Below are 21,926 nucleotides of genomic sequence, written 5' to 3'. Positions count from 1 at the left end.
CATATATAAGTTATTGCTGGATGCCTAGTTCTACTAGTATCGTTTCTAACGTTTTTCCTTTGTATTTCTTTCTAGGTGATGGTGTATCGTCCACATGTTTATTTTGCAGGAGATAATTAGTTTGTACATGTTTCATATCTTTTGCATCCACCTTTCCGTCAAAGTTAATATCTGCATCACGCTTTGCTGTTCCCCAAGCGTTTTGAATCTCGATCGCATCAAAAATGTCGATCACGTTATCTTGGTTAACGTCCCCCGCCTTCACATCAAGCGCGGTAATAAAACGGGTTTGACCGTATAATTCACCTTTGTGTTCAAATCCGATAAAGACTTTCCCTTTCGTCAAAAAGTGTCCAGGGACTTTCATCTCAACCTTGAATGCTTCTTTTTGCAGAGGCAACTTGTCGTACTTATAATGACCATTATCCGCAATGCGTTCAGATGGATCATGTGCGTTCCCGTCTGCATCGATAATTTGAACAGAGCCACCTACTTTTGTCCAATCTCGTCTTTCTGTAACAGTTCCGTCATCGTTCTTGAATCCTTGTGGTGTAATGTAGCCATTGGCAATAGAGAATTGTGGCTTCACTTTCCATACTAAAGGAGCTTGTAGAACGGTAGTTGTAATGGAATTGGCATCCGTTACTTTTACAACGGGCAGTAGGCCTGCTTGCGTTGTGTAAGTCGCATCACTTACTTTTAGCGTTACGTCAACAAGGTCAGCATGCTCTAAAATGCCGCTTCTTTCATTGAATTGAACCGTGATCATACCATCTTTTACATCAATAGAGCCTTTATCTTTAAAGGAGTCATTTAGTTTAGCATCGACTAGTGAAACGGCTCCATAACTGCTATTGTTTAAATTCCATTCTGCTTTCGTTAGATTCGTTAAGTTGTCTAAAGAAAGGGTTGCCTTCACCGTTTCTCCTGTTTTTAATACAGCATCTGCATCTTTACTCTTTGAGTAGGAAACGGCTGTACCTTCTTTAACAAAGTAATAATTTTTCTGCAGCGCTTGATTTCCGGCCATATCGAATCCGGTCATACGAAAATTGAGTGACTGAACTTTTTCATTCATCGCAATCTCTTCAACGAACTTTCCTTCTTTGTCCATTTTGATTGCAGTTGACGGAAAAGCAGAGTTCCAATAGTAGATCATTGAGTTTAAAGATTGATCTACGTTTAGGCCAGCTTCTTTCATCTTGTCTACAAGTGGATCATTAATTTTTATATCGAATGGATAGGTTGCTTGACCTGGTTTGTATTCTAAAAAAGGCGATTCTCCGTCAAGCGAGCTTTCGAATGTTGGTGCATCAATATCGATAAACACGTGGCGATATTCAACAATTTCTTTGCCAGTGGCTGTGGTAGAGATCAATTTTAGTTTATAGTGACCTGCTGGCGCGTAAGAGATTTCAGAATCGATCGGCTCTGTTTCATCACCAGTGAATTTGTAGTACATACCGCTAAATGCGTTTAACACGTAATAGGATTGGTTCTCGTTGCGTCCACTCAAATTCATGGTTCCGATCAGCCCTAAATCTTTGCCTGTTGTTCCGTCTTGCAGAACCACTTCCATTTTTTCCATTGGCGCTTTAAAGTTAAATTCCATACCCGTGTAGATAGCGCGATACCCAAAGAATCCTCCTTGGTTCAAATAGTTTGGAGCAATGGCAGGAGTTGCAAGCTCTAACTTGTTAAAACCTTCTTCTGTAATCCGAACACTGAATGGAATTCGGTATTGCTCAGCTGACTTTGCATGGTTTGTTAGTGTGATATACCCTTCGTAAATTCCCTCTTTTGCTTTTTCAGGAATGTCGATACCCGCTGACACCTTTTTAAAATCATCACCAGCGATTTTGATTTCTTCTGGAATGTTTATTTGAATGCCATTCTCCTTCAGGCTTGGTGATCTTTTTGTTTCTTTGACTTCAACTTTGAACGACTTCTTTACATTGTCATGGTTTTCAATCGTAACGGATTTTTTTAGTGACAGATTCTTACCCGCGTAATGACTACCATAGGCAATGCCGCCTGTACGTTCTTTGATCTTCACAAGATTTGTAGAACTAGGAATTAAAGTCTCATCATTTACTTGGAAGCTTGTTCCACTGTAAACAGCTTGGTACGGATCTACACGACCTGCTCCTACTTCAAATACGGAGTAATCACCGTTAAGCGGATCTGCTGTGTTCATAAGAATCGTTTTTACATCTTCAGGCTCTAAATCAGGATTCGCATCAAGCATGAGAGCTGCAATACCTGCTGTGTGTGGAGCGGCCATCGATGTTCCGGAATATCTAGAATAAGCGTAATCATAATTTTCTTGGCTCGTTGGGTTCACCATGTAAGACGGTACCGTAGAAAGAACAGCAACTCCAGGCGCCGTTACTTCTGGCTTCATATCGTATGTCTGTCTTGCCGGTCCTCTTGAACTGAAAGCGGCTAAGCGATCACCTTCTGTTTGCTTTTCAGCATAGTTTCCAAATGTGAACGTAGACTGACCTGAACTAATTTGTGACTTAATCTTTTCACCAGCTGCTTTTGTTAATGAGAATGATGGAATAAATGTTGTCGACTCTCCAAGGTTTGCTTCGATTACTCCATCCACGTTGTTATATAGGAGTACTGCAACCGCACCGTTTTGCTTTGCGAGCGTAACTTTTTCGTTCAAAGTCGTTTCACCACGAGCGATGAGAGCGATCTTCCCTTTTACATCTTTACCCGTGTAATTCGTCGCCTTACCAAGACCAACATCAACAAGGTCGTATGACTTACCTTGTAGGTCGTTCAATCGATCAGCATAATGACGTGCTAAGCCAGTTAGCTGGAGTCCACTCTCACTACCTACTGTTCCTGTAAAAGAAGCAACCGTCATCGGTACGTCGCTCGCTCCAATCGTAAGTGCTAATGCAGCAGCACCAGGTGAACCAAGTGTGTATGCGTTCGGACCTGAATTACCAGCAGAAACGACAGCCGTCACATCATTAAGAACAGCATAGTTGATCGCTGTACTCGTCGGATAGTACGGATCGTTTATACCCGCACCTAACGAAAGATTAATCACGTCCATTCCGTCTTTAACAGCTTTCTCGATTCCTGATATTATGCCTTCAGAAGAGCCAGTCCCGTACGGCCCTAACACACGATACGCATAGATGTCAGCATCAGGTGCCACACCTTGAACCGATACATTTGGGTTCGTCCCTTGACCAGCGATCGTTCCTGCAACGTGTGTACCATGTGACGTGTAATAGGAGTTTCCGTTGAACTCAGGCTTTTTAGAGTCTTGCCAGTTTTTATAAGTGGTTTCCATCGGATCGCTATCATTATCCACAAAGTCATAACCGCCCTTATACACTTCTTTTAAGTCAGGATGATTATAATCGATTCCAGTATCTAAGATTCCTACTTTAACACCTTCACCAGTGATTCCTTCATTATGTAGCTGATCAATTTTCAAGTAAGGAATGCTCTCTACAGATGTTCCCGCACTGTTGCTGTTCAGGGCTTTTTCTTCTCCCATCGCAATCGGGTCGACTTGAAACGTTACATCCTTATAAACGGCCTTAACGGCATCTGATTGTAAAAGTGATTCTACCTGATTGGCTGGCAGCTTCATGGCTACTCCGTTATACACCGTTTTGTAAGTCGATGTGATCTTATGACTGGCTTTTTTGCTCATGGGAGCGACTGATGGAATCAGGGTTTCTATATCATTCTTGAATTGAGCATGCTCTTGATCTACTTTACTGTCTGCTTGCTGGCGCGAAAGCTTCTTACCCTTTAACTGAGCTTCTAACACAGCGGCTTGGCCAGGTTTTGATTGAAACTGTACGATAACAGAAATTTCATTTTCACTGAGAAGCTCTTCCTTTTTAAAACCTTGTAAACCTTGAACATCAGTTAGTTCTAGTTGTTTTAAAGCTTCTCTTTGTTTAGCGGTAAGTGATGCTAAAATGTCCTCGGCTTTAAAAGGAGCCGCACTTGTTTGCTGTGTGAACATCGACGTGTTTGGAGAGAGCAGCAATCCTGCAGCTAATGTAAGGGCAGTAGATTTTTTAATAAAAGATATCTTTTTCATCGTTTCCCTGCTTTCTTTGTGGTTTCTAAAATGAATTTGTAATCACCTATTAGAGCGTTCTATTTAAATGAATATCTTAGATGTTAAATTTTTCTAATAAAACAAATTGCGTTCAGCGCCTCCTATCTTTTTTTGAATTTTTGGTATATTCAAATGTAATTGTAATCTCAATATCGCCTTGCCGCTATCGGGGTTTCATACATGACTCACTGCCTATATCAACAGGGAACTTAATCGAAATCTCTACAAAAATCAGGTAAGAAATAGGGATATATACTTAAAAAATATTCAACTGATTTGGGGTTTTCTTTAGTAGAATAGAAAATATTAGAGAAATGTTTATCAGAGATAGGGGGGCATCTCATGCTTGAAGGAAAAATCATAAAATTCTACCGCGAACTTAGAGGTATGACACAAAAAGAGCTCGGGGACGGAATTTGTTCAGGTACACATGTGAGTAAAATTGAACGAGGACTGACTGAGGTTTCCAAAGAAACGATTCACTTTTTAGCGAATCGATTACAGATTGATATTCAGAATGAGATGAATTTGTACAAAAGCGTAGAACTTCTCTTAAAAAAATGGGAAGAAGCGATCATCATGAAGCTGGATGTCAAAACAGAAAACATAAAGAAACAACTCGAACAGATTGCTTTGTTGCAGATTCCAGATTTTCAGCGCACCCACACTCTATTATTAACACGCTATTACATACTCACGGAACAGAGAAATAAGGCAGATACCCTTCTTCAAGAAATGGAAAAATGGACAGAACTCTCACATCGTGAAAAAAGCATGCTTCTGCATATTAGAGGTATCTATGGACTTCAAATGAAACATGATTATTACGAAGCCATCGATCTCTTAAAGCAGGTAGACCCTACATACTACAACAATGAAGAATACTATTACCATATGGCTGTTGCTTATCACTCTACCAATTCACGCGTTCTCTCGTACTACTACGCTAGCAAAGCGCTCAGCTTTTTTGAGAAATCACATTGCTATGCCCGAGTGATCGAAACCGAAATGCTCATGTTAATTCAAATCGAACAAGAGCCAACAAGCGGACCTCAAAACGAAAAATATATAGAACTCATCGAAATGTGCGAGAATTTTGGCTTAGAGAAACAAAAAGCGCTTCTTCTTCACAACTTTGGCTATCACCCGATCCTTCATGGTCATTTTGAAGATGCATGTCGATATTACAAAGAATCGATGCAGCTAAAAGATCCCAGCACTTCCAACTACCTAGGCTCTCTTGAGGGATATGTGAACGCTGCAACTCTTTTAGGAAAAGAACCTGCAAAAAACATTCTTCAACTCGCCGAAAAAGGGTTGAAAACAGCGCAAGAGAACGGAAGCACAACGTTTGTTCACTTCTTTCAGATGCATATCTATCGATTGAAAAAACGAGAGCAAGACTATTATCACTACCTCGAAACAGAACTGTATCCACATCTTAAAAAACTAGGTTATGTTTTACCCGCTGAACACTATGAAATCATTCTTTTTGATTTTTATAATAAAAATGGAGATGTTGAACGGGCAAATGAATACGCCAAATACATAGCAGACAAGAACCGTCGTACAAATCAGTTTGTTTGATTAAGAAAGGAAGCCGAAATTGGCTTCCTTTTTATCGTTTATGAAGGACGTCTCATCTGCACGACCTTATTTTCTTCTTCCATGGCGAGCTGTTCTTTCGCGAGCTTCTTCTTATAAACCACGCGTGACAGCATGATGCTGATCTCATAGAGGACAAGTAGTGGGATGACGACTAAGAAATCTGATACTAAGTCTGGCGGTGTAATCAAGACAGCAACTACCACAAGTCCGAAATACGAGACTTTCCTAGCTTTTGTAAGCACGTGTGGATTTAAGATGCCAAGCGACGTTAGGAACATCACCACTAACGGAATCTCAAACAAAAAGCCGAACGGAAGCGTTAGATTCATCATGAACTTAAAGTATTTTTCTGAAGTGAAAAACGTTTGGAAATGGCCTTCTGATAAACTCAACAGGAAATTTAGAACCATTGGGTACACGATAAAATAACCGAATGATAAACCGAGTACAAATAAGAAAAATAGTGCTGGAATATAAGACAGCGTCACCTTCTGCTCTCTTTTACTCAGTGCCGGTTTGATGAACATCCACGTTTGATGAGCTGCAACCGGGATGGTGAACGCAATTGCGATCACACCAGAAATCATAAAATACACCCATAAGATCTCGCTTGGTCCAAGAACAGCAAGCTGCTGATCCAAATCTCGAATCAGCCAGTCATAAATAGGCTGAACGTAAAAGAATGAAACGGACAGAACCGTTATGAATACGGCGAGCGTGATAATGATGCGTTTTCTAAGTTCACCAAGGTGTTCAACAAAGTACATCTCTTCAGCTTTCATCATCATACAGCCTCCTTTCTATAATTAGCGGTTCATTATGGCGTTTGTTGTGCCGTGTTTGGGCTTTAGATTCATGTGTAAGGACGTCATTCCAGAAGTTTTGGCTCCCAATCCACGAGTTTGGACGTTCAATCCACAAATTCCAGCTTCCAATCCACGAGTTTGGACATTCAATCCACAAATTTCAGCTTTCAATCCACGAGTTTGGGCCCTCAATCCAGAAGTTTTGACTATCAATCCACAAGTTTTAAACCATCACAAGGAAAAAGATGCGGACTCTTACCGTGCCCGCATCTTCCACTTTTCTTTATTTAGACTGCGGCTTTTCTTCTTTTTCATCAGAAGACATGAGGTCTTTCGCTGAATGCTTGAATTCGCGAAGCGTGCTTCCGAATGCTCGTCCGATCTCTGGCAGCTTAGATGGTCCGAAAATGATAAGCGCAATGATTAAGATCAAGATCAATCCTGGTACTCCGATGTTTGTGAAACCCATGTAGATCGCCTCCTCAAATTTTGGTGATCATTTTTTACCTTCTTGTCTCAAAAAAATTAAAACTTGAAACCAGTAATGGCTACAACAGATGGACGCGGTGTGTTGCCACCTCGTACTTGCGGCCACGTGCTTGTTGGATTTGCTTTATCTTTCGTTTCTTCACCAGGGTGCTGAATACTTAGGAACAACGTTTTTTCATTTGGTGTAAAAGATGGTCCTGTTAACTCCGCTTCTTTTGGAGCAGATGCAAACTGGAACGCTTCTCCTTTATCACGGCCGATCGTCGGAATCATGAACATGCCGTTGTTACCAAAGCTTGTCCACGCACCAGAATTCAGCTTGCTTGATGAAATGTCCGTCACTGTCCAAAGGTTTGCATTTGAATCGAACGTTAGGTTGTCAGGTGCACTGAATCCGCTTTGACGACCGCCTGCAGCAAAAATCTCAAATTCAAAGCTCTCTGCACCATGATCTTCGTCTTTTTCAAAAAAGCGTGTGATATGACCATGAATGTTGCCGTGTTTATCGTTGTTCGTGTGTGCGATGAATACAGTACCATCAAGTGGTGAAATCTCCACATCTTCCGGGCGATCTGTCGGTGTCGCACCTAGGAGGATTGCAGCATCATGTGCGTTAACCAATACATCACCTTGTGTTTTGAACTTTTCTAAAAGGTCAGCTTTTCCTGCTGCTTTTTCACGAACAGCTTCAATCGTTAATGGAAGCCATTTTCCGTTTGCAAGATCTGCTGCATAAAGTGTTCCCTCTTCTAAAAGCTTGCTGTTGACTTTCCCTTTAGCTGCAGCGTACTTGCCTTTACTTACAAACTTGTACACACAAGCATCCTTTTTGTCATCGCCCATATAAACAACGACTCGTCCATCGTTCGAGATCCCAACGCTAGCATTTTCATGGTTAAAGCGTCCAAGAGCAGTGTGCTTTCTCACTTTAAAGTTAGGATCAAATGGATCAACTTCAATTACCCAGCCATAGTGTGATTGATCGAGGTTAGCCGCTTTTGACGTATCTTCATAATTTTCTTCACACGATAATACGGTGTTCCATGGCGTACGTCCACCAGAACAGTTCGCAAACGTTCCTTGTGCCTTAGTTGCACCATTTACAGCTGCCGTACCTTTCGCTGGGCCTGTTAGTACGAACGGCGTTAGTCCTGTTACACGTCGTGCGTACTGTGAATTCGTATCCATCATCCACTTACCGTTCTTCACTTTTACTTCAATAATCGAACCGCCTTGATTGTAAAGCATCTTTTCAATTTGTGCCGGTGTGTATTTGCCGTTCACTTTTTCGCCTTCTACATATAATGGATTCGTGTACTCATGGTTTACCCATAGCAAACCATGTTCACTGGATTTGTCGATCGGAAAGTACATCGTAAAATCATTGTTGAATCCAAACGTGTCACCTTTTTTATTAATGACATCACCATAAGAGGCAATTACTTCATATTGATATCCTTTTGGAAGAACTAGATCGTCTTTGTCCGTTGGTGCGATCGGGTGGAACTTAAATCCTTTTTTGCGAGGTTTCATGCGCATCAAGCTATCTGATTGTGCGTTAGCTGTTTCTGATAATGCACCTAACCCTGTCGTAGCTGCAGCAAGTGCCGTTGCGCCCGTACCCAAATATGTTAAAAAGGTTCTTCTATCCAATGGCTTCTTTTCCATGTTATTTCCCCCTAGACCCATAATTGATGTTGCACCTATAAGAATACTGTCGAAATGTTAAGCCACTATGTAGAGCATTTAAACAAATGTTTAAGAATTTTTAGTTTTTTTATAAAGTTGTGACGTCTGCCGACATAAAAAGAACATGGTTAACGATAGAACTTTCAAAAAGATAATTACCCCATCAAACCTTTTACCTGATGAAGATTTCTGCTATAGAAAATATAAGTTGGGAAAATAGGGGCATTTCCTTTATAATTAAGAAGACAGAAATCCATGTTTTTTCCCAATATACATATCAATTTTGATAGGTATAATTAACTAGAGAGCTTTATTAGGAGTGAAGCGATGCAGATAGAAGTGGGGAGTTTCGTCGTTTATAACGGCAAAGAATATCAAGTCGTTTGGATTTATGACAATGGAAACGTGGAAATCGTAACAGACGGACAACCTAGAAAGATCGAACTCGTACAAAAGGGAGATCTCACACACATACGATAAAAAAACTTCCGGAAGCAAATGCCCCGGAAGTTTTGTTTTTGTTTCATTATTTGTTTTTATTAGCTTGTTATTTTAACCTTGCTTGTAACTTAATGTTTTTTGTTTAACACTTCGACAGGTTGATTGGAGCGCAAGGTGCTAGACTCCTGCGGGACAAGCGGTCAGGTGAGACACTTAATGGCGCGTAGCGGCAAGTGGCTCACCGCCTGCCCCGCGGAAAGCGAAGCACCTGGAGCGCAGATCAACCACTTTCAAGTACCTCGAAGCTTCAACAAACTAATAGGTTTTTTACAACTTAGAACGCAAATAAGAATCAATAAACGGCGTGATCTCACCATCCATAACAGACTGCACATTACCAACCTCAGTATTCGTCCTGTGATCCTTCACAAGACTATACGGATGGAAAACATAAGAGCGAATCTGACTTCCCCATCCGATCTCTTTCTGCTCACCACGAATTTCATTCAACTGTGCCTGCTGCTCTTCCAACCGACGCTGCACCAATTTCGCCATCATCATCTTCATCGCACGCTCACGGTTCTTGATCTGCGAACGCTCCGTTTGACACGAAACGACTGTATTGGTTGGTATGTGTGTCATACGAACCGCAGAGTCAGTCGTATTAACGTGCTGACCACCTGCTCCAGACGCACGGTACGTATCGATCTTAAGATCCTCTGTACGGATCTCAATCTCTGTGTCATCTGTGATCTCTGGCATGACTTCACACGAAACGAACGACGTGTGACGACGGCCGGATGAATCGAACGGTGAGATACGGACAAGACGGTGAACCCCTTTTTCAGCCTTCAAATAGCCATAAGCATTATGTCCTTTGATGCTAAGTGTTACAGATTTCACCCCTGCTTCGTCACCTGGTAAGTAATCGAGCGTTTCAACTTTATACCCTTGTCGCTCTGCATAACGCGTGTACATACGAAGCAGCATGGACGCCCAGTCTTGAGACTCAGTACCACCCGCACCTGGGTGAAGTTCTAAGATCGCGTTGTTTTTATCATACGGTTCGTTCAATAAAAGCTGTAGCTCAAAATCATTCAATTTTGTGATCAAGGTTTTTAAATCTTTTACAAGTTCTTTCTGAAGATCTTCATCTGCTTCTTCTTTTACAAGCTCGTGTGCGATCTCTAGATCTTCATAAGCGGAAGCAAGCTCTTCAAACTCGTTCACTTGTTCTTTTAATCCGTTCGCTTCATTGATCACGACTTGTGCGGCGTTTTGATCATCCCAAAACGTTGGTGCACTCATCTCTTCATCTAGTTCTGCGATACGCGCTTTCTTCGTATCGAGGTCAAAGAGACCCCCTAAAGTCGTTGATACGTTTTTCAATAACGTTTAATTCCTGTTTTACTTCTACTAAATCCATAGTCTTTGCACCTCATCTTATAGTTGTTCCATCTTTAAAATATGCGAACGCTGTTAAAATTAATCCTTTTTCACGTCTGATTACAAGCGCAAAGAGAGCCTATAAAAAGACTCTCTTCCCTCACGCAACTTTCTATTCTTGTTCAGCTCCGTGACATTGCTTGTATTTCTTTCCGCTTCCGCATGGACAAGGATCATTACGCTTGATTTCTTGTGCTTTACGAACCGGTTTCTTCTTTTTCGCTGTATCTTGTTTATCGCTCGGAACAACGGCTTTTCCTTCAGCCACTTGTTCACGTTGCATGTTTTGCTCAATCTGCGATTTTAAGATGTAAGTTGTAACTTCCTCTTCGATCGCCGCAACCATTGCTTCAAACATCTCGAAGCCTTCAAACTGGTATTCACGCAACGGATCGTTCTGACCGTAAGCACGCAGATGGATACCTTGACGAAGCTGTTCCATCTGGTCGATGTGATCCATCCATTTGCTGTCAACGGAACGAAGGATTACCGCTTTTTCAAACTCAGCGATCTGTTCAGCAGGAAGCTGTGTTTCTTTTTCAGCAAACGCCGCATGTACTTTCGCTTGAATCTTCTCAATGATCTCTTCACGATCAAGACCAAATAGATCTTTTTCTGTAAATGTCGGCTCTGTGAACATAACTGCGTTCACATAATCTGCGATTTCTTTCGTGTTCCACTCTTCTTGAACTTCCGCTTCAGGTGTATGAACCGTAACGATTCGCTCAAGTGTAGAATCGATCATACGAAGAACGATATCACTTAAATTCTCAGCATCTAGCACTTCTTGACGCTGTGCATAGATGATCTCACGCTGTTGACGCATAACATCGTCATATTGTAAAAGCTGTTTACGAGCATCAAAGTTCGATCCCTCTACACGTTTTTGTGCAGATTCAACGGCTTTTGTAACCATTTTAGACTCGATCGGCGTCTCTTCATCCATGCCAAGACGTTCCATCATCGTCATCAAGTTGTCAGACCCGAATCGACGCATCAATTCATCTTCCATCGAGATGTAGAAACGAGATGAACCTGGATCTCCTTGACGACCCGCACGACCACGCAACTGGTTATCGATACGGCGTGATTCGTGACGCTCAGTACCAAGGATGTGCAGTCCGCCAACATCAAGAACTCCTTCACCAAGCTTGATATCCGTACCACGACCAGCCATGTTCGTTGCGATTGTAACCATGCCAAGCTGACCAGCATTTTCGATGATCTCTGCTTCACGCTCATGGTTTTTCGCGTTCAACACGTTATGCTTGATCTTACGCTTCGTTAAAAGCTGTGAAAGGAGCTCAGATGTTTCAACGGCAACCGTACCAACAAGGATCGGTTGTCCTGTTTTATGACGCTCTTCGATTTCAGCTGCAATCGCTTTGAACTTGCCTTGCATCGTTTTATAAATAAGATCTGCTCTGTCATCACGCGCAATCGGACGGTTCGTCGGAATACAGATAACATCCATGTTATAGATGTTGCGGAATTCCTCTTCTTCCGTTTTCGCTGTACCGGTCATACCAGCAAGCTTATTGTACATACGGAAGTAGTTCTGGAACGTGATCGTCGCTAGAGTCATGCTCTCACGCTGAATCTCCAAACCTTCCTTCGCTTCGATCGCTTGGTGAAGTCCATCGCTGTAACGACGTCCAGCCATCAGACGTCCCGTGAACGGGTCAACAATAACGATCTCGCCGTCTTGAACGACATAATCCACATCACGCTGCATGATGATGTTCGCTTTTAACGCTTGGTTAATATGGTGATTCAGTGTTACGTGCTGATAATCATATAAGTTATCGATCGAGAACATCTGCTCCGCTCTGTTGATACCTTCTTCAGAAAGCTGAACGTTCTTCGTTTTTTCATCTACTGTATAATCTGTTTCTTTTTTCAGTTGACGCACAAACATGTTCGCCATCTGATAAAGCTGCGTTGATTTTTGGGCAGAACCTGAAATAATCAACGGTGTACGTGCTTCGTCAATTAAAATCGAGTCAACTTCATCGACGATCGCATAGTTACGGCGCTGAACCATCTGTTCTTTATAAACAACCATGTTGTCACGCAGATAATCGAAGCCGAACTCATTGTTCGTACCATAAGTGATGTCAGCTGCGTACGCATCACGCTTCTCTTCTTTTGAAAGGTCAGATACGTTCAACCCAACACTTAAGCCTAAGAAATTATATAGAGGCGACATGATCTCAGAGTCACGACGAGCTAAATATTCATTGACTGTAACAACGTGAGTACCTTTGCCATCTAGTGCGTTCAAATAAATAGGCATTGTCGCAACTAGCGTTTTACCTTCACCGGTTTTCATCTCTGCAATGTTACCTTCATGAAGCGCAACCGCACCCATAATCTGTACAGGATAATGACGCATGTTTAACACACGAGCTGATGCTTCACGCACAGTCGCAAACGCTTCAGGGAGAAGGTCATCCAGAGATTCCCCTTTTTCGATACGGCTCTTGAACTCAGCCGTTTTGTTCGCCAAAGCTTCATCATTTAAAGCCTTAAACTCTTCAGCTAACGTTTCCACTTTTTCCGCAATTCTCTCGTATCTATTCAACGTTCGGTCATTGGAACTTGGAAAAATCTTTTTCAAAATGCTAATCATCCGAATAACGCTCCCTGTTCTCGAAAATTATATACCACTTCTATTCTACCAGTTTGTGAAACGAGCCACAAGAAATCCCAAATCTTTTCATCGGAATTGTAGCATCCATCGCAAATAAAATTCCTATATATGTGAAAAATTTGACACTTCCATAGAGACTGACGCACTAAATTTTGGTAAAATAATATAAAGATGGATGGGGGAGGTTCTGAATGGAAAATACAGATCTAGACAGGACAAATAACGCTGGGCAAGGACAAGAAGCGCAGCTGCAGCAAAATAAGCAGCAAAGTGAAAAAAGTAAGACGATCATTCTCACCCTCGTTCTCAGCTTCTTCATCATCGGAGGCCTTGGTACATGGGGATATTATGCACTGTTTGGTCCGAATTCTGCAGCGAGTGTAGATGCACCGTCTGATGAGGAATTAACGGAGGCCGAAAAATCAAGCGGTACTGCTCTCTTCAAGCCAACCATGGAAGTTCCAAAGACCGAGATCCAAAGACGAATCAATGTGATTCATGAATTTTGGAACGGTGAGCTCGGCTATGATAAATGGTCGAAATATAACATAGACACACATACACCGGTATTAAAAGATATTGAAATTGATATACGGAATAAAATTCTGCCGTATGTTGCGGGTCCACTAAAGGCAGATGTCGAGAATGCGCTTAGCAAAATCGCGAAAAGCATGAGTTCTGAGAGTGTAGAGCCGTTAAAAGGTGTTCACCGCATTTTTCACGATCTCGATATATCGTTGAACGACTACAAAGCTAGTGATTATTGGGATGTGACAGAAACAGGTAAGTGGATTGAGGAAGAAATAAAAGAATAGGTAGATTGGGCACTGTTCTCGCGGTTGACTGAGGGTGGTGTTTTTTTGTTTGCGAATGATGAAGTTTTGAATGCTGATTTGACTGAATGATGCAGAGAATAGATAGTGCGCTTTGTCGAACTTTCGATAAATAATTTTATCCGTGAAATTATTGCTGTTATACGTGAATATATTGCAATTTACCGTGAATAAAAAGCAGTTATCCGTGAATATATTTTATGATGTCTTTTTGAGGTAGACATAATGACTTTGTGTCCAGCAGATACATACTTTTTCCTATAGCTCACAAATTTATGGGCGATTATTCTCTTCCCCTGCGCAAGAAAAAGAACTTCTCAACTTTTGAGAAGTTCTCTGCATACATTTTTACGATTTCGCCGTCGTCATATAATGATCTTTCAACTGATCACGCAGCGTCCGCTTTAAGAACTTACCAACCGACGTTTTTGGGATCTCATCCATGAACACGATATCGTCTGGAACCCACCATTTCGCAAACTGCGGCTTCAAAAACTCTACAATATCTTCTTTCGGCACTTTACCTTTTGCCTCAGGCTTCAACACGACACATGCGAGTGGCCGTTCCTGCCATTCTGGATGAGGGACAGCAATAACAGACGCTTCGAAAACATCCGGGAACGCCATGATCGCATTTTCTAGATCAACGGAAGATATCCACTCACCCCCGCTCTTGATGAGATCCTTCGTTCGGTCGACGATCTTCACGAAGCCTTCCTCATCCACCGTGACAACATCCCCGGTATGAAGCCAGCCGTCGTTGAACGTCCCTTCCGTCCGATCATCGTTGTAATATTCGTCCGCTATCCAGTTCGAACGCAGCAACAGCTCGCCCATCTCGTTACCGTCCCACTTCACTTCACCGTTCGCACCGATTACTTTCATCTCGACACCCTGCACGACATAACCCTGTTTTGCTTTATAATCTAATTTCGTTTCATCGTCCAAATCAGATTGATAGGTTTTTAAACGTGTTGCAATGACGAGTGGACTCGTTTCTGTCATACCATAGGCGTGCATGAACGGGATATTATGTTTTTCCTCGAACGTTTTTATCATTCCTTTTGGTGCGGCAGATCCTCCACAAATAACCGCTCGAAGACTAGAAGTATCATAGGTGTTCTGTTCGAGTTCTTGAAGAAGCCCCATCCAGATCGTCGGTACACCTGCAGCAAAGGTTACTTTTTCCATCTCTATGAGCTCCGCTAAAAGCTGTGGCGTGAACCGAGGTCCAGGCATCACTTGCTTCGAACCGAACCATGTTGCTGCATACGGAAGTCCCCAAGCATTAACGTGGAACATCGGCACAACCGGCATAAGAACATCACTTTCCGAAACAGAACCTCCATCAACTAGTCCCAGTGACATGGAGTGAAGCACAGTCGAGCGGTGTGTGTACGTTACACCTTTTGGATTCCCAGTTGTTGCAGATGTGTAGCACATCCCGACTGGATCGTTCTCATCGATATCCTGTGGAAATTCGTAAGCCGGGTCACCAGCTTCTACTAGTTTTTCATAATGATAGAGAGGTTGAAGCGGCGATTGCGGCAGCTCGTCTTCATCGGTCATCAATATATACGCTTTTACATTAGGAATATGGTCTTTTATGGCTTCAACAAGAGGTAGAATGTCCTGATCGACAAATAAGATCTGGTCATCGGCGTGATTGATAATGTATGCAATATGCTGAGGGGAAAGACGGATATTGATCGTGTGAAGAACAGCTTCAACACCTGGAATGGCGAAATAAGCTTCTAGATGACGATGGTGGTTCCATGCAAGTGTTCCAACCCGCTCACCTTTTTGAACACCAAGGCGTTTTAGCGCGCTCGAAAGCCTGCGTGTTCGCTCACCGATCTCCCGGTAACTGAACTTCCTGATCCCGGACATCGTACGGCTCGTTACTTCCTTTTTCGCAAAATACCGTTCCGCATGCTCTAGCATACTCGTAACTCGAAAAGGCACATTCATCATCATAACTACTTCTCCTCCTTAAATAGTAAACATAGTCATTAGTGTAAGCGTTTTCTTGTTACTCAACTAGTTCCCCTTACCTACTTCAAAATCCTGCTGTTAAAACAGATTCCTGGGAACAAAACGCAAAAAAACACGAAAAATATTTACCGGTTGAAAAAAGTTTGAAAGATCATCCATTTTTTGCGATACACTTAATAAAAAAACGGCATAAAAAGGAGTGTTTACTTATGCCTGATTGGTCGTATCATACTTTTTTCAAGCCACTTCTGTTTCGCATGAAATCAGAAACAAGCCGTGATCTCACTCTACATACAATGAACACCCTCACCAAACTGCCATTTGGTGATAAAATCATACAATTTTTCGGCCATATGCAGCCAAGTAAAAAATTAGAGCGGAAGGTTGCTGGAATCACCTTTCCTTCACCTGTTGGGATAAGTGGTGCATTAGATCCTAATTTAAATGGGACTCAAGCATTCACCAATCTTGGTTTTGGTTTTATTGAAGTAGGACCGATTACAACTGAGCCGCAAAAAACAGAAAAGCCTATTTTACGAGATGTAGCAAAAGAAACGTTATCGTATGAAAACCTTCATGCCAATTTAGGTCTCGATGCAACTATAGTAAAACTTCAATCTATGAAGAATGCGACAATACCACTGGGAATAATGATTAGGGGAGAAACACTGCAGGATTACGAGAAACTGGTTCAAAAACTCGATGAACATGCTACTTTCTTTGTAATCGATGTGAAAGGTATTTCTTATTTGGAGGAAATTCGGGAATTCACATCAAAACCTCTCCTGTTGGAACTTACTCATCAAAAGGTGAAGAACTTTATAGAAGATACTCCTGTAGATGGTTATATCATTCGAGAAGGAATTATAAGTGATGATGGGGTCGAATTGGGACAGATGGAGATGCATCAACTCAAAGAAAGTATTCAACAGCTCTTACCTTATAACAAGCCCATCATTGCTTCTGGTGGCGTTCATGAACCGAGTGACGCGATGGAAATTTTTCGGGAAGGTGCATCTCTCATACAGTTGCATAGCGGATTTGTTTATTCCGGACCAGGTCTTCCGAAGCGCATTAACGAACGGATTTTGTATGAACAACAGCCTATCTCTAAACTCGCTGAACAAACGGGTTGGGTCTCCTTTTTCCTGATGGGACTCGGTGTTTTCATCGCAGGCATCATCGCTTTAATCATCGGATTAACTGAAGTTCTTCTAGCCTATGATGAACAATATTTAGGCGTACAAAAAGAAGAGATTCAAGACTTCAGCCATCACTTGTTTCATTTCATGTCTCATGACCGGATTTGTCTGGCCGGGGTCATGATTTCAGCCGGTTTTATGTTCATGCAGCTTTCGTATCACGGGATTCGAAAAGGGGAACATTGGGCAAAAAAGGCATATGTGATTGCTGCAGCTCTCGGTTTCTTAAACATCTTTTATTTTATGGGCTTCGGCTATTTTGACAAGCTTCACTTTATCTATTATTTAATCATCCTTCCCTTTTTCCTTTATGGGCTTTATCAATCTCGAAAGCTCACTACGGGATCAAAAGGGTTGAATCTCTATAACACGTTATCTTGGAAAAGAAGTCAGCTTGGTCAGAGCTTATTTATCGTATCAGGTATGTGCTTGCTCTCTGCGGGAATCGTGATTTCCATCATCGGAATGAACGGAGTTTTTGTAAAAGAAGACTTAATGTTCTTCGCACTTACACCTGAACAAATCACTGCGTTTAACGATAAATTAATTCCGTTAATCGCACACGATCGCGCTGGATTTGGCGGTGCTTTGATCTCAGAAGGATTTTTATTGTTAACCATAGCGTTATGGGGATATCGTGAAGGAGCAAAATGGGTGTGGTGGACACTGGCACTCGGTGGTATGCCAGGATTTCTAACAGGCGTTGGTACACATTTTATGATTGGTTACGATAACCACTTTCATCTTTCACCCGCTTATTTATTGTTTGTTTTTTATTTCGTAGGATTGGTTTATTCGTACGGTTATTTAAATCGCAGTGGTGAAACTCAGTTGAGAAATGTTTCTGTATGGATAGAAGAAAAAGTGTAGACGGGGAGTCTGCACTTTTTCATTTTGATTGTGTTTGTTTTTGAAGCTGAATCGCTTTTTTTATAGCAATGATCGTTCCTAAATGAAGACCTTCATGATAAAACGTGCGGGGCAGCACTTCCGCAAAGGTATTCATCCCGAGCTCAGTTGGTTCGTCTAATTCTTGATGTAGTCGATGACCGAACTGTTCCTGAATCACTTGAACCTGCTCCATCAAACGATGACGAAGCTCTTGAAGAGTTGGAGGCGTCTGCTGCCAATTCTCTGGCTTTGTTCCATAACCGAATAACTCTCTATAATGAATCGGCGCTGGATGATCTTCACGGATCTTATGATACAGCCAATCGTACTGATCTAAAAAAATATGCCCCAAGTTCCAGCGAATGTTGTTGTTGAAACCCTCAGGAATAAAATCCGCTTCCTCTTCAGTGAGTCCTTCAACAGTACTTAACGTGTTGTGACGAAACGCAGCAAGTTGTTTTAACAGGATATCGTTTTTCATGGTTAGTGGCTCCTTCATTTAGGATATATCGGCAAGATTCAGATTATATCAGCAAGAATTCAGTTTTATCGGCGAGTTTCAGAATATATCGGCAAGAATTTAGTTTTATTGGCGAGTTTCAGAATATATCGGCAAGATTTTAATTATATCGGCAACCTTACTTTCCAAACATAAAACACACCCCAAGAGTGTCATGGGGTGTGTTGTCTCGTTTTGTATATTAGTTTGTTCCTGCAATCAGGCCATATTTGCCGTCTTTACGTCTGTACACGACGTTCATCTCACCAGATTCAGCGTTGTTATAAACGAAGAAGTTATGGCCGAGTAATCCCATTTGGAGGATTGCTTCCTCAGTGTCCATTGGTTTTAGATCGAATCGCTTTTCACGTACGATCTCGAAATCGTCCTCTTCCTCTAACAGAGCCGTTGATACGCCTTCTGTACCGTTAGCAAACATGTGCTTCGTGCCTTCAGCATTTCTAAATTTACGGTTTACTTTTGTTTTGTGTTTTCGAATTTGACGCTCTAATTTTTCTACCACCAAATCAATCGCAGCGTATAAATCCAAATGACGTTCCTCTGCACGAAGCAGTAGGCCCTTCATCGGTATCGTTACCTCGATAGATTGTTCATTGTTGTACACTTTTAGATTGACGTGTACGTCAGAGTTCGGAGTTTCGTTAAAGTACTTTGTGAGTTTCGTCACCTTTTTCTCAACGTAAGCCCTAATGGCTTCTGTCACCTCGATGTTTTCTCCACGAATGTTAAAATGCATAACTTAACTCCTCCTTTCGGTGATGTATATATATTTCGATATACCCCAAAAGAATTCCTCCGTAACCTTTAAAATATTTTGACAATATTTTTACACTATCGACAAATTCTTTACAATGCTGAAAAACCTTATACTACCGGGGAAAATTACATTCTTTACTCTTTAAAAAAATTTTTTCTTCAAGTAGATTAACTATTTCTTATATTTACCAATGTGGATTTGAAGGAAAAATAAATTTCACTTACATTCTTTTAGTTTCAAACTATGTGGTATACTAGGAATTAACCTTTAAAGCTTTAAACTTTTTACAATACCTGTTCCATCCCCCTACTCGATCCTTGAGTGGGGGTTTTTTATGTAATTTTTTAGACAAACAAAAAAAACAGGCTCTCAAGAGAGCCTGTTTTTGGTATAACGAAGCTTATGCTTTTTGAACGTTAGCAGCTTGAGCGCCACGAGCACCTTGCTCAACTTCGAAAGTTACTTTTTGACCTTCGTCTAAAGATTTGAAACCATCAGATTGGATAGCTGAGAAATGTACGAATACATCGTCTCCGTTTTCGCGCTCGATGAATCCGAAACCTTTTTCTGCGTTAAACCATTTTACTGTACCTTGTTCCATGTTTGTTGCCTCCTAGTGCGTTACCACACGATATATTGCTACTCTTGCCCAAAGTATTGTTAAAGAAGAAAAGTCGAAACTCATACAATCTTTTACGCCGAACAAAAATAATCTATAACCATCATAACAGTGATTGCGAAATGATGCAAACTAATCATTCATAATATGAAATATTTTCTAGAAATAAAAGCCCGCCTGCGGTAACAGACGGGATTAAAAGTATGGTCATAGTGCCTTGAATTATAGTTTAGTTACGTTTGCCGCTTGAGGCCCACGAGCTCCATCTACAATATCAAACTCGACTTGCTGACCTTCGTCAAGGCTTTTGAATCCGTCAGTGTTGATTGCAGAGAAGTGTACGAACACATCGTCTCCGTCTTCGCGCTCAATAAATCCAAAACCTTTTTCTGCGTTAAACCATTTTACTTTTCCTAACATGCCTTTCACAATCCCTTCATCATGCGAATCTTTGTATAGATCTTCTATACACTTTATAGTATGACATATACCCAAAAAAGTTGTCAAAGGCTTAAGATTAGCGAAAAACAAGAAGTTTTGTCGAAAAATCCCCACGTTTTAATTTGCATAAAAATACATTAATGACACCTATTATACAATCATGCGTAAAAAAAAGAACCGATCAAATTGACCGGTTCCTAAAAGAATTTACATCTGTGAAACCATCTGTGCGAGCTTTGCACAAACAATTGCGCCATATGTTCCAACAATGTTACCGAGCAAGCCCATTAACAAGCCGACTGGTGCAAGTGCTGGTTGAAAGACCGAGGCTACAACAGGTGCGGAGCTTGTCCCACCGATGTTTCCTTGTGATCCTACTGCAACGAAGAACATAGGTGAACGTAATAACCTTGCTGCTCCAAACAAGAAAAGAATATGGATGGAAAGCCATACAATTCCCATTAAAATATATTGAGGTGCTTCCACGACATAGATCAGGTTCGCTTTTGCCCCGATTGTAGCAAGCAATAGATAGATCCCAGCGTACCCTACTTTACTCGCTCCGTAATTTTCTAGTTCACGAACTTTTGTAAAAGATAGCACGATTCCAATCGCAGAGATGATCATGATTGTCCAAGTAGCAGTGTTTAGAATATCTCCTTGTGGCAGCTTCTCAGAAAACTTCCCTACTATAAACGCTAGACCAAAACCAAGACCAAGAATCGCAAGCAATTGCGGAACGGCGATCGGACGAGCATTCTTTTTCTCAAGCTCACCAACCTGCTTGTTTACTTCTCCAATGATGCGGTTATCGGCTTTGTTCCACTTGTCAAAACGAGCTTGGTACCCAGCAAGTGCGATCATAATACCCATCCAGCTGTATCCAACAACCGTATCAACAACGATGATGGGTGACAGAATATGTTCTGGCGTGTCAACAGCTTCAACGAGCGCTGCCATATTCGCAGAACCCCCGATCCAGCTTCCCGCTAGTGCAGCTACACCTGTCCAAGCGTCTTCTGGTAAGTACGGCTGGAAGATCGCGAGCGCGATTGGTCCACCAACGATTACACCCACCGTTCCCGCTAAGAACATGAGGATCGCTTTCGGTCCAAGTTTGAGTGTTGCTTTTACATTGATAGATAAAAGCAATAACAGCAATCCAACCGGCAGTATGTAAGCGGAAACAAAACTGTATAAATCAGAACTTGAAGGTATGATGCCAAGAGTCGTTGAGATCATCGGCAAAAAATACGTCCAGATCAGTGGCGGCGCATAGTGAAAAAACTTCTGTAGAATGTGGTTTTTGGATTCGCCCAAGATGAATACGAAGCCAACTAGCGCTACGAGATAAGCAAAAATCGCCATCGGCTCCTGAATGAGCGGTCCGTTTGATGTTGCAAACATATCCCTATTCCCCCTTAAAATGAC

General features: G+C 41.7%; 16 protein-coding genes. 4 read left to right on the top strand and 12 right to left on the bottom strand.

What is annotated here, in order from left to right; all coding sequences use genetic code 11:
* Positions 1–10: 10 nt before the first annotated feature.
* Positions 11–4,084, bottom strand: a complete 4,074-nt coding sequence (locus tag ACOZ9X_RS01135) for a S8 family serine peptidase (protein ID WP_423416672.1) — start codon at positions 4,082–4,084, stop codon at positions 11–13.
* A 363-nt stretch (positions 4,085–4,447) separates the two neighbouring features.
* Here ACOZ9X_RS01135 and ACOZ9X_RS01130 point away from each other — a divergent pair, with 363 nt between their 5' ends.
* A complete protein-coding gene (locus ACOZ9X_RS01130) occupies positions 4,448–5,692 on the top strand; it encodes a helix-turn-helix domain-containing protein (protein WP_423416671.1) in 1,245 nt (414 codons plus the stop codon).
* A gap of 38 nt (positions 5,693–5,730) precedes the next feature.
* On the opposite strand, the gene tatC is transcribed toward ACOZ9X_RS01130, so the two are convergent.
* The 3 genes from tatC to ACOZ9X_RS01115 all read right to left on the bottom strand — a co-directional run bounded on the left by tatC (position 5,731) and on the right by ACOZ9X_RS01115 (position 8,676).
* A complete protein-coding gene (gene tatC / locus ACOZ9X_RS01125) occupies positions 5,731–6,495 on the bottom strand; it encodes a twin-arginine translocase subunit TatC (RefSeq protein ID WP_423418196.1) in 765 nt (254 codons plus the stop codon).
* Positions 6,496–6,802: 307 nt separating this feature from the next.
* Positions 6,803–6,988 carry a twin-arginine translocase TatA/TatE family subunit gene (tatA, locus tag ACOZ9X_RS01120; protein WP_197129014.1) on the bottom strand — a complete coding sequence of 62 codons (186 nt, stop codon included), beginning with the start codon at positions 6,986–6,988 and terminating at the stop codon, positions 6,803–6,805.
* A 56-nt stretch (positions 6,989–7,044) separates the two neighbouring features.
* Positions 7,045–8,676 (bottom strand): PhoX family protein, encoded by a 1,632-nt coding sequence (locus tag ACOZ9X_RS01115; protein ID WP_423416670.1) that lies wholly within the window; start codon positions 8,674–8,676, stop codon positions 7,045–7,047.
* A 348-nt stretch (positions 8,677–9,024) separates the two neighbouring features.
* Here ACOZ9X_RS01115 and ACOZ9X_RS01110 point away from each other — a divergent pair, with 348 nt between their 5' ends.
* Positions 9,025–9,177 (top strand): hypothetical protein, encoded by a 153-nt coding sequence (locus tag ACOZ9X_RS01110; protein ID WP_423416669.1) that lies wholly within the window; start codon positions 9,025–9,027, stop codon positions 9,175–9,177.
* A gap of 288 nt (positions 9,178–9,465) precedes the next feature.
* Here the strand turns inward: ACOZ9X_RS01110 and prfB are convergent.
* Positions 9,466–10,564, bottom strand: a protein-coding gene (prfB, locus tag ACOZ9X_RS01105) for a peptide chain release factor 2 (RefSeq protein ID WP_225218695.1) whose coding sequence is annotated in 2 segments (ribosomal slippage) — positions 9,466–10,500 and positions 10,502–10,564 — 1,098 coding nt in all. Because the reading frame shifts where the segments join, the coding sequence is not laid out codon by codon here.
* 132 nt (positions 10,565–10,696) lie between these two features.
* Positions 10,697–13,216, bottom strand: a complete 2,520-nt coding sequence (secA, locus tag ACOZ9X_RS01100; protein WP_423416668.1) for a preprotein translocase subunit SecA — start codon at positions 13,214–13,216, stop codon at positions 10,697–10,699.
* 212 nt (positions 13,217–13,428) lie between these two features.
* Between secA and ACOZ9X_RS01095 the strand changes: the two genes are divergently transcribed.
* Positions 13,429–14,052 (top strand): hypothetical protein, encoded by a 624-nt coding sequence (locus ACOZ9X_RS01095; protein ID WP_423416667.1) that lies wholly within the window; start codon positions 13,429–13,431, stop codon positions 14,050–14,052.
* A 366-nt stretch (positions 14,053–14,418) separates the two neighbouring features.
* Here ACOZ9X_RS01095 and ACOZ9X_RS01090 read toward each other — a convergent pair whose 3' ends face one another.
* The gene (locus tag ACOZ9X_RS01090; protein WP_423416666.1) at positions 14,419–16,047 is read right to left on the bottom strand and encodes a long-chain fatty acid--CoA ligase; all 1,629 of its coding nucleotides are present in this window, start codon (positions 16,045–16,047) and stop codon (positions 14,419–14,421) included.
* Between the two features lie 227 nt (positions 16,048–16,274).
* Here ACOZ9X_RS01090 and ACOZ9X_RS01085 point away from each other — a divergent pair, with 227 nt between their 5' ends.
* Positions 16,275–18,137, top strand: a complete 1,863-nt coding sequence (locus tag ACOZ9X_RS01085; RefSeq protein ID WP_423416665.1) for a dihydroorotate dehydrogenase — start codon at positions 16,275–16,277, stop codon at positions 18,135–18,137.
* A gap of 19 nt (positions 18,138–18,156) precedes the next feature.
* On the opposite strand, the gene ACOZ9X_RS01080 is transcribed toward ACOZ9X_RS01085, so the two are convergent.
* From ACOZ9X_RS01080 to ACOZ9X_RS01060, 5 genes are all read right to left on the bottom strand, one after another.
* Complete coding sequence (locus ACOZ9X_RS01080; protein ID WP_423416664.1) at positions 18,157–18,639, bottom strand: DinB family protein; 483 nt, start codon at positions 18,637–18,639, stop codon at positions 18,157–18,159.
* Between the two features lie 220 nt (positions 18,640–18,859).
* Positions 18,860–19,414 (bottom strand): ribosome hibernation-promoting factor, HPF/YfiA family, encoded by a 555-nt coding sequence (gene hpf / locus ACOZ9X_RS01075; protein WP_066397935.1) that lies wholly within the window; start codon positions 19,412–19,414, stop codon positions 18,860–18,862.
* Positions 19,415–19,835: 421 nt separating this feature from the next.
* The gene (gene cspC, locus ACOZ9X_RS01070; RefSeq protein ID WP_066397937.1) at positions 19,836–20,036 is read right to left on the bottom strand and encodes a cold shock protein CspC; all 201 of its coding nucleotides are present in this window, start codon (positions 20,034–20,036) and stop codon (positions 19,836–19,838) included.
* A gap of 240 nt (positions 20,037–20,276) precedes the next feature.
* Positions 20,277–20,474, bottom strand: a complete 198-nt coding sequence (locus tag ACOZ9X_RS01065; protein ID WP_066245425.1) for a cold shock domain-containing protein — start codon at positions 20,472–20,474, stop codon at positions 20,277–20,279.
* A 228-nt stretch (positions 20,475–20,702) separates the two neighbouring features.
* Positions 20,703–21,902: a DUF819 domain-containing protein gene (locus tag ACOZ9X_RS01060; protein ID WP_423416663.1), complete on the bottom strand. Its 1,200-nt coding sequence runs from the start codon at positions 21,900–21,902 to the stop codon at positions 20,703–20,705.
* Positions 21,903–21,926 lie beyond the last annotated feature (24 nt).

This window comes from Fictibacillus nanhaiensis, assembly GCF_049537595.1.
Taxonomy (GTDB): Bacteria; Bacillota; Bacilli; order Bacillales; family Fictibacillaceae; genus Fictibacillus; species Fictibacillus nanhaiensis_F.
This window is presented reverse-complemented; position numbering and strand designations above follow the sequence as displayed.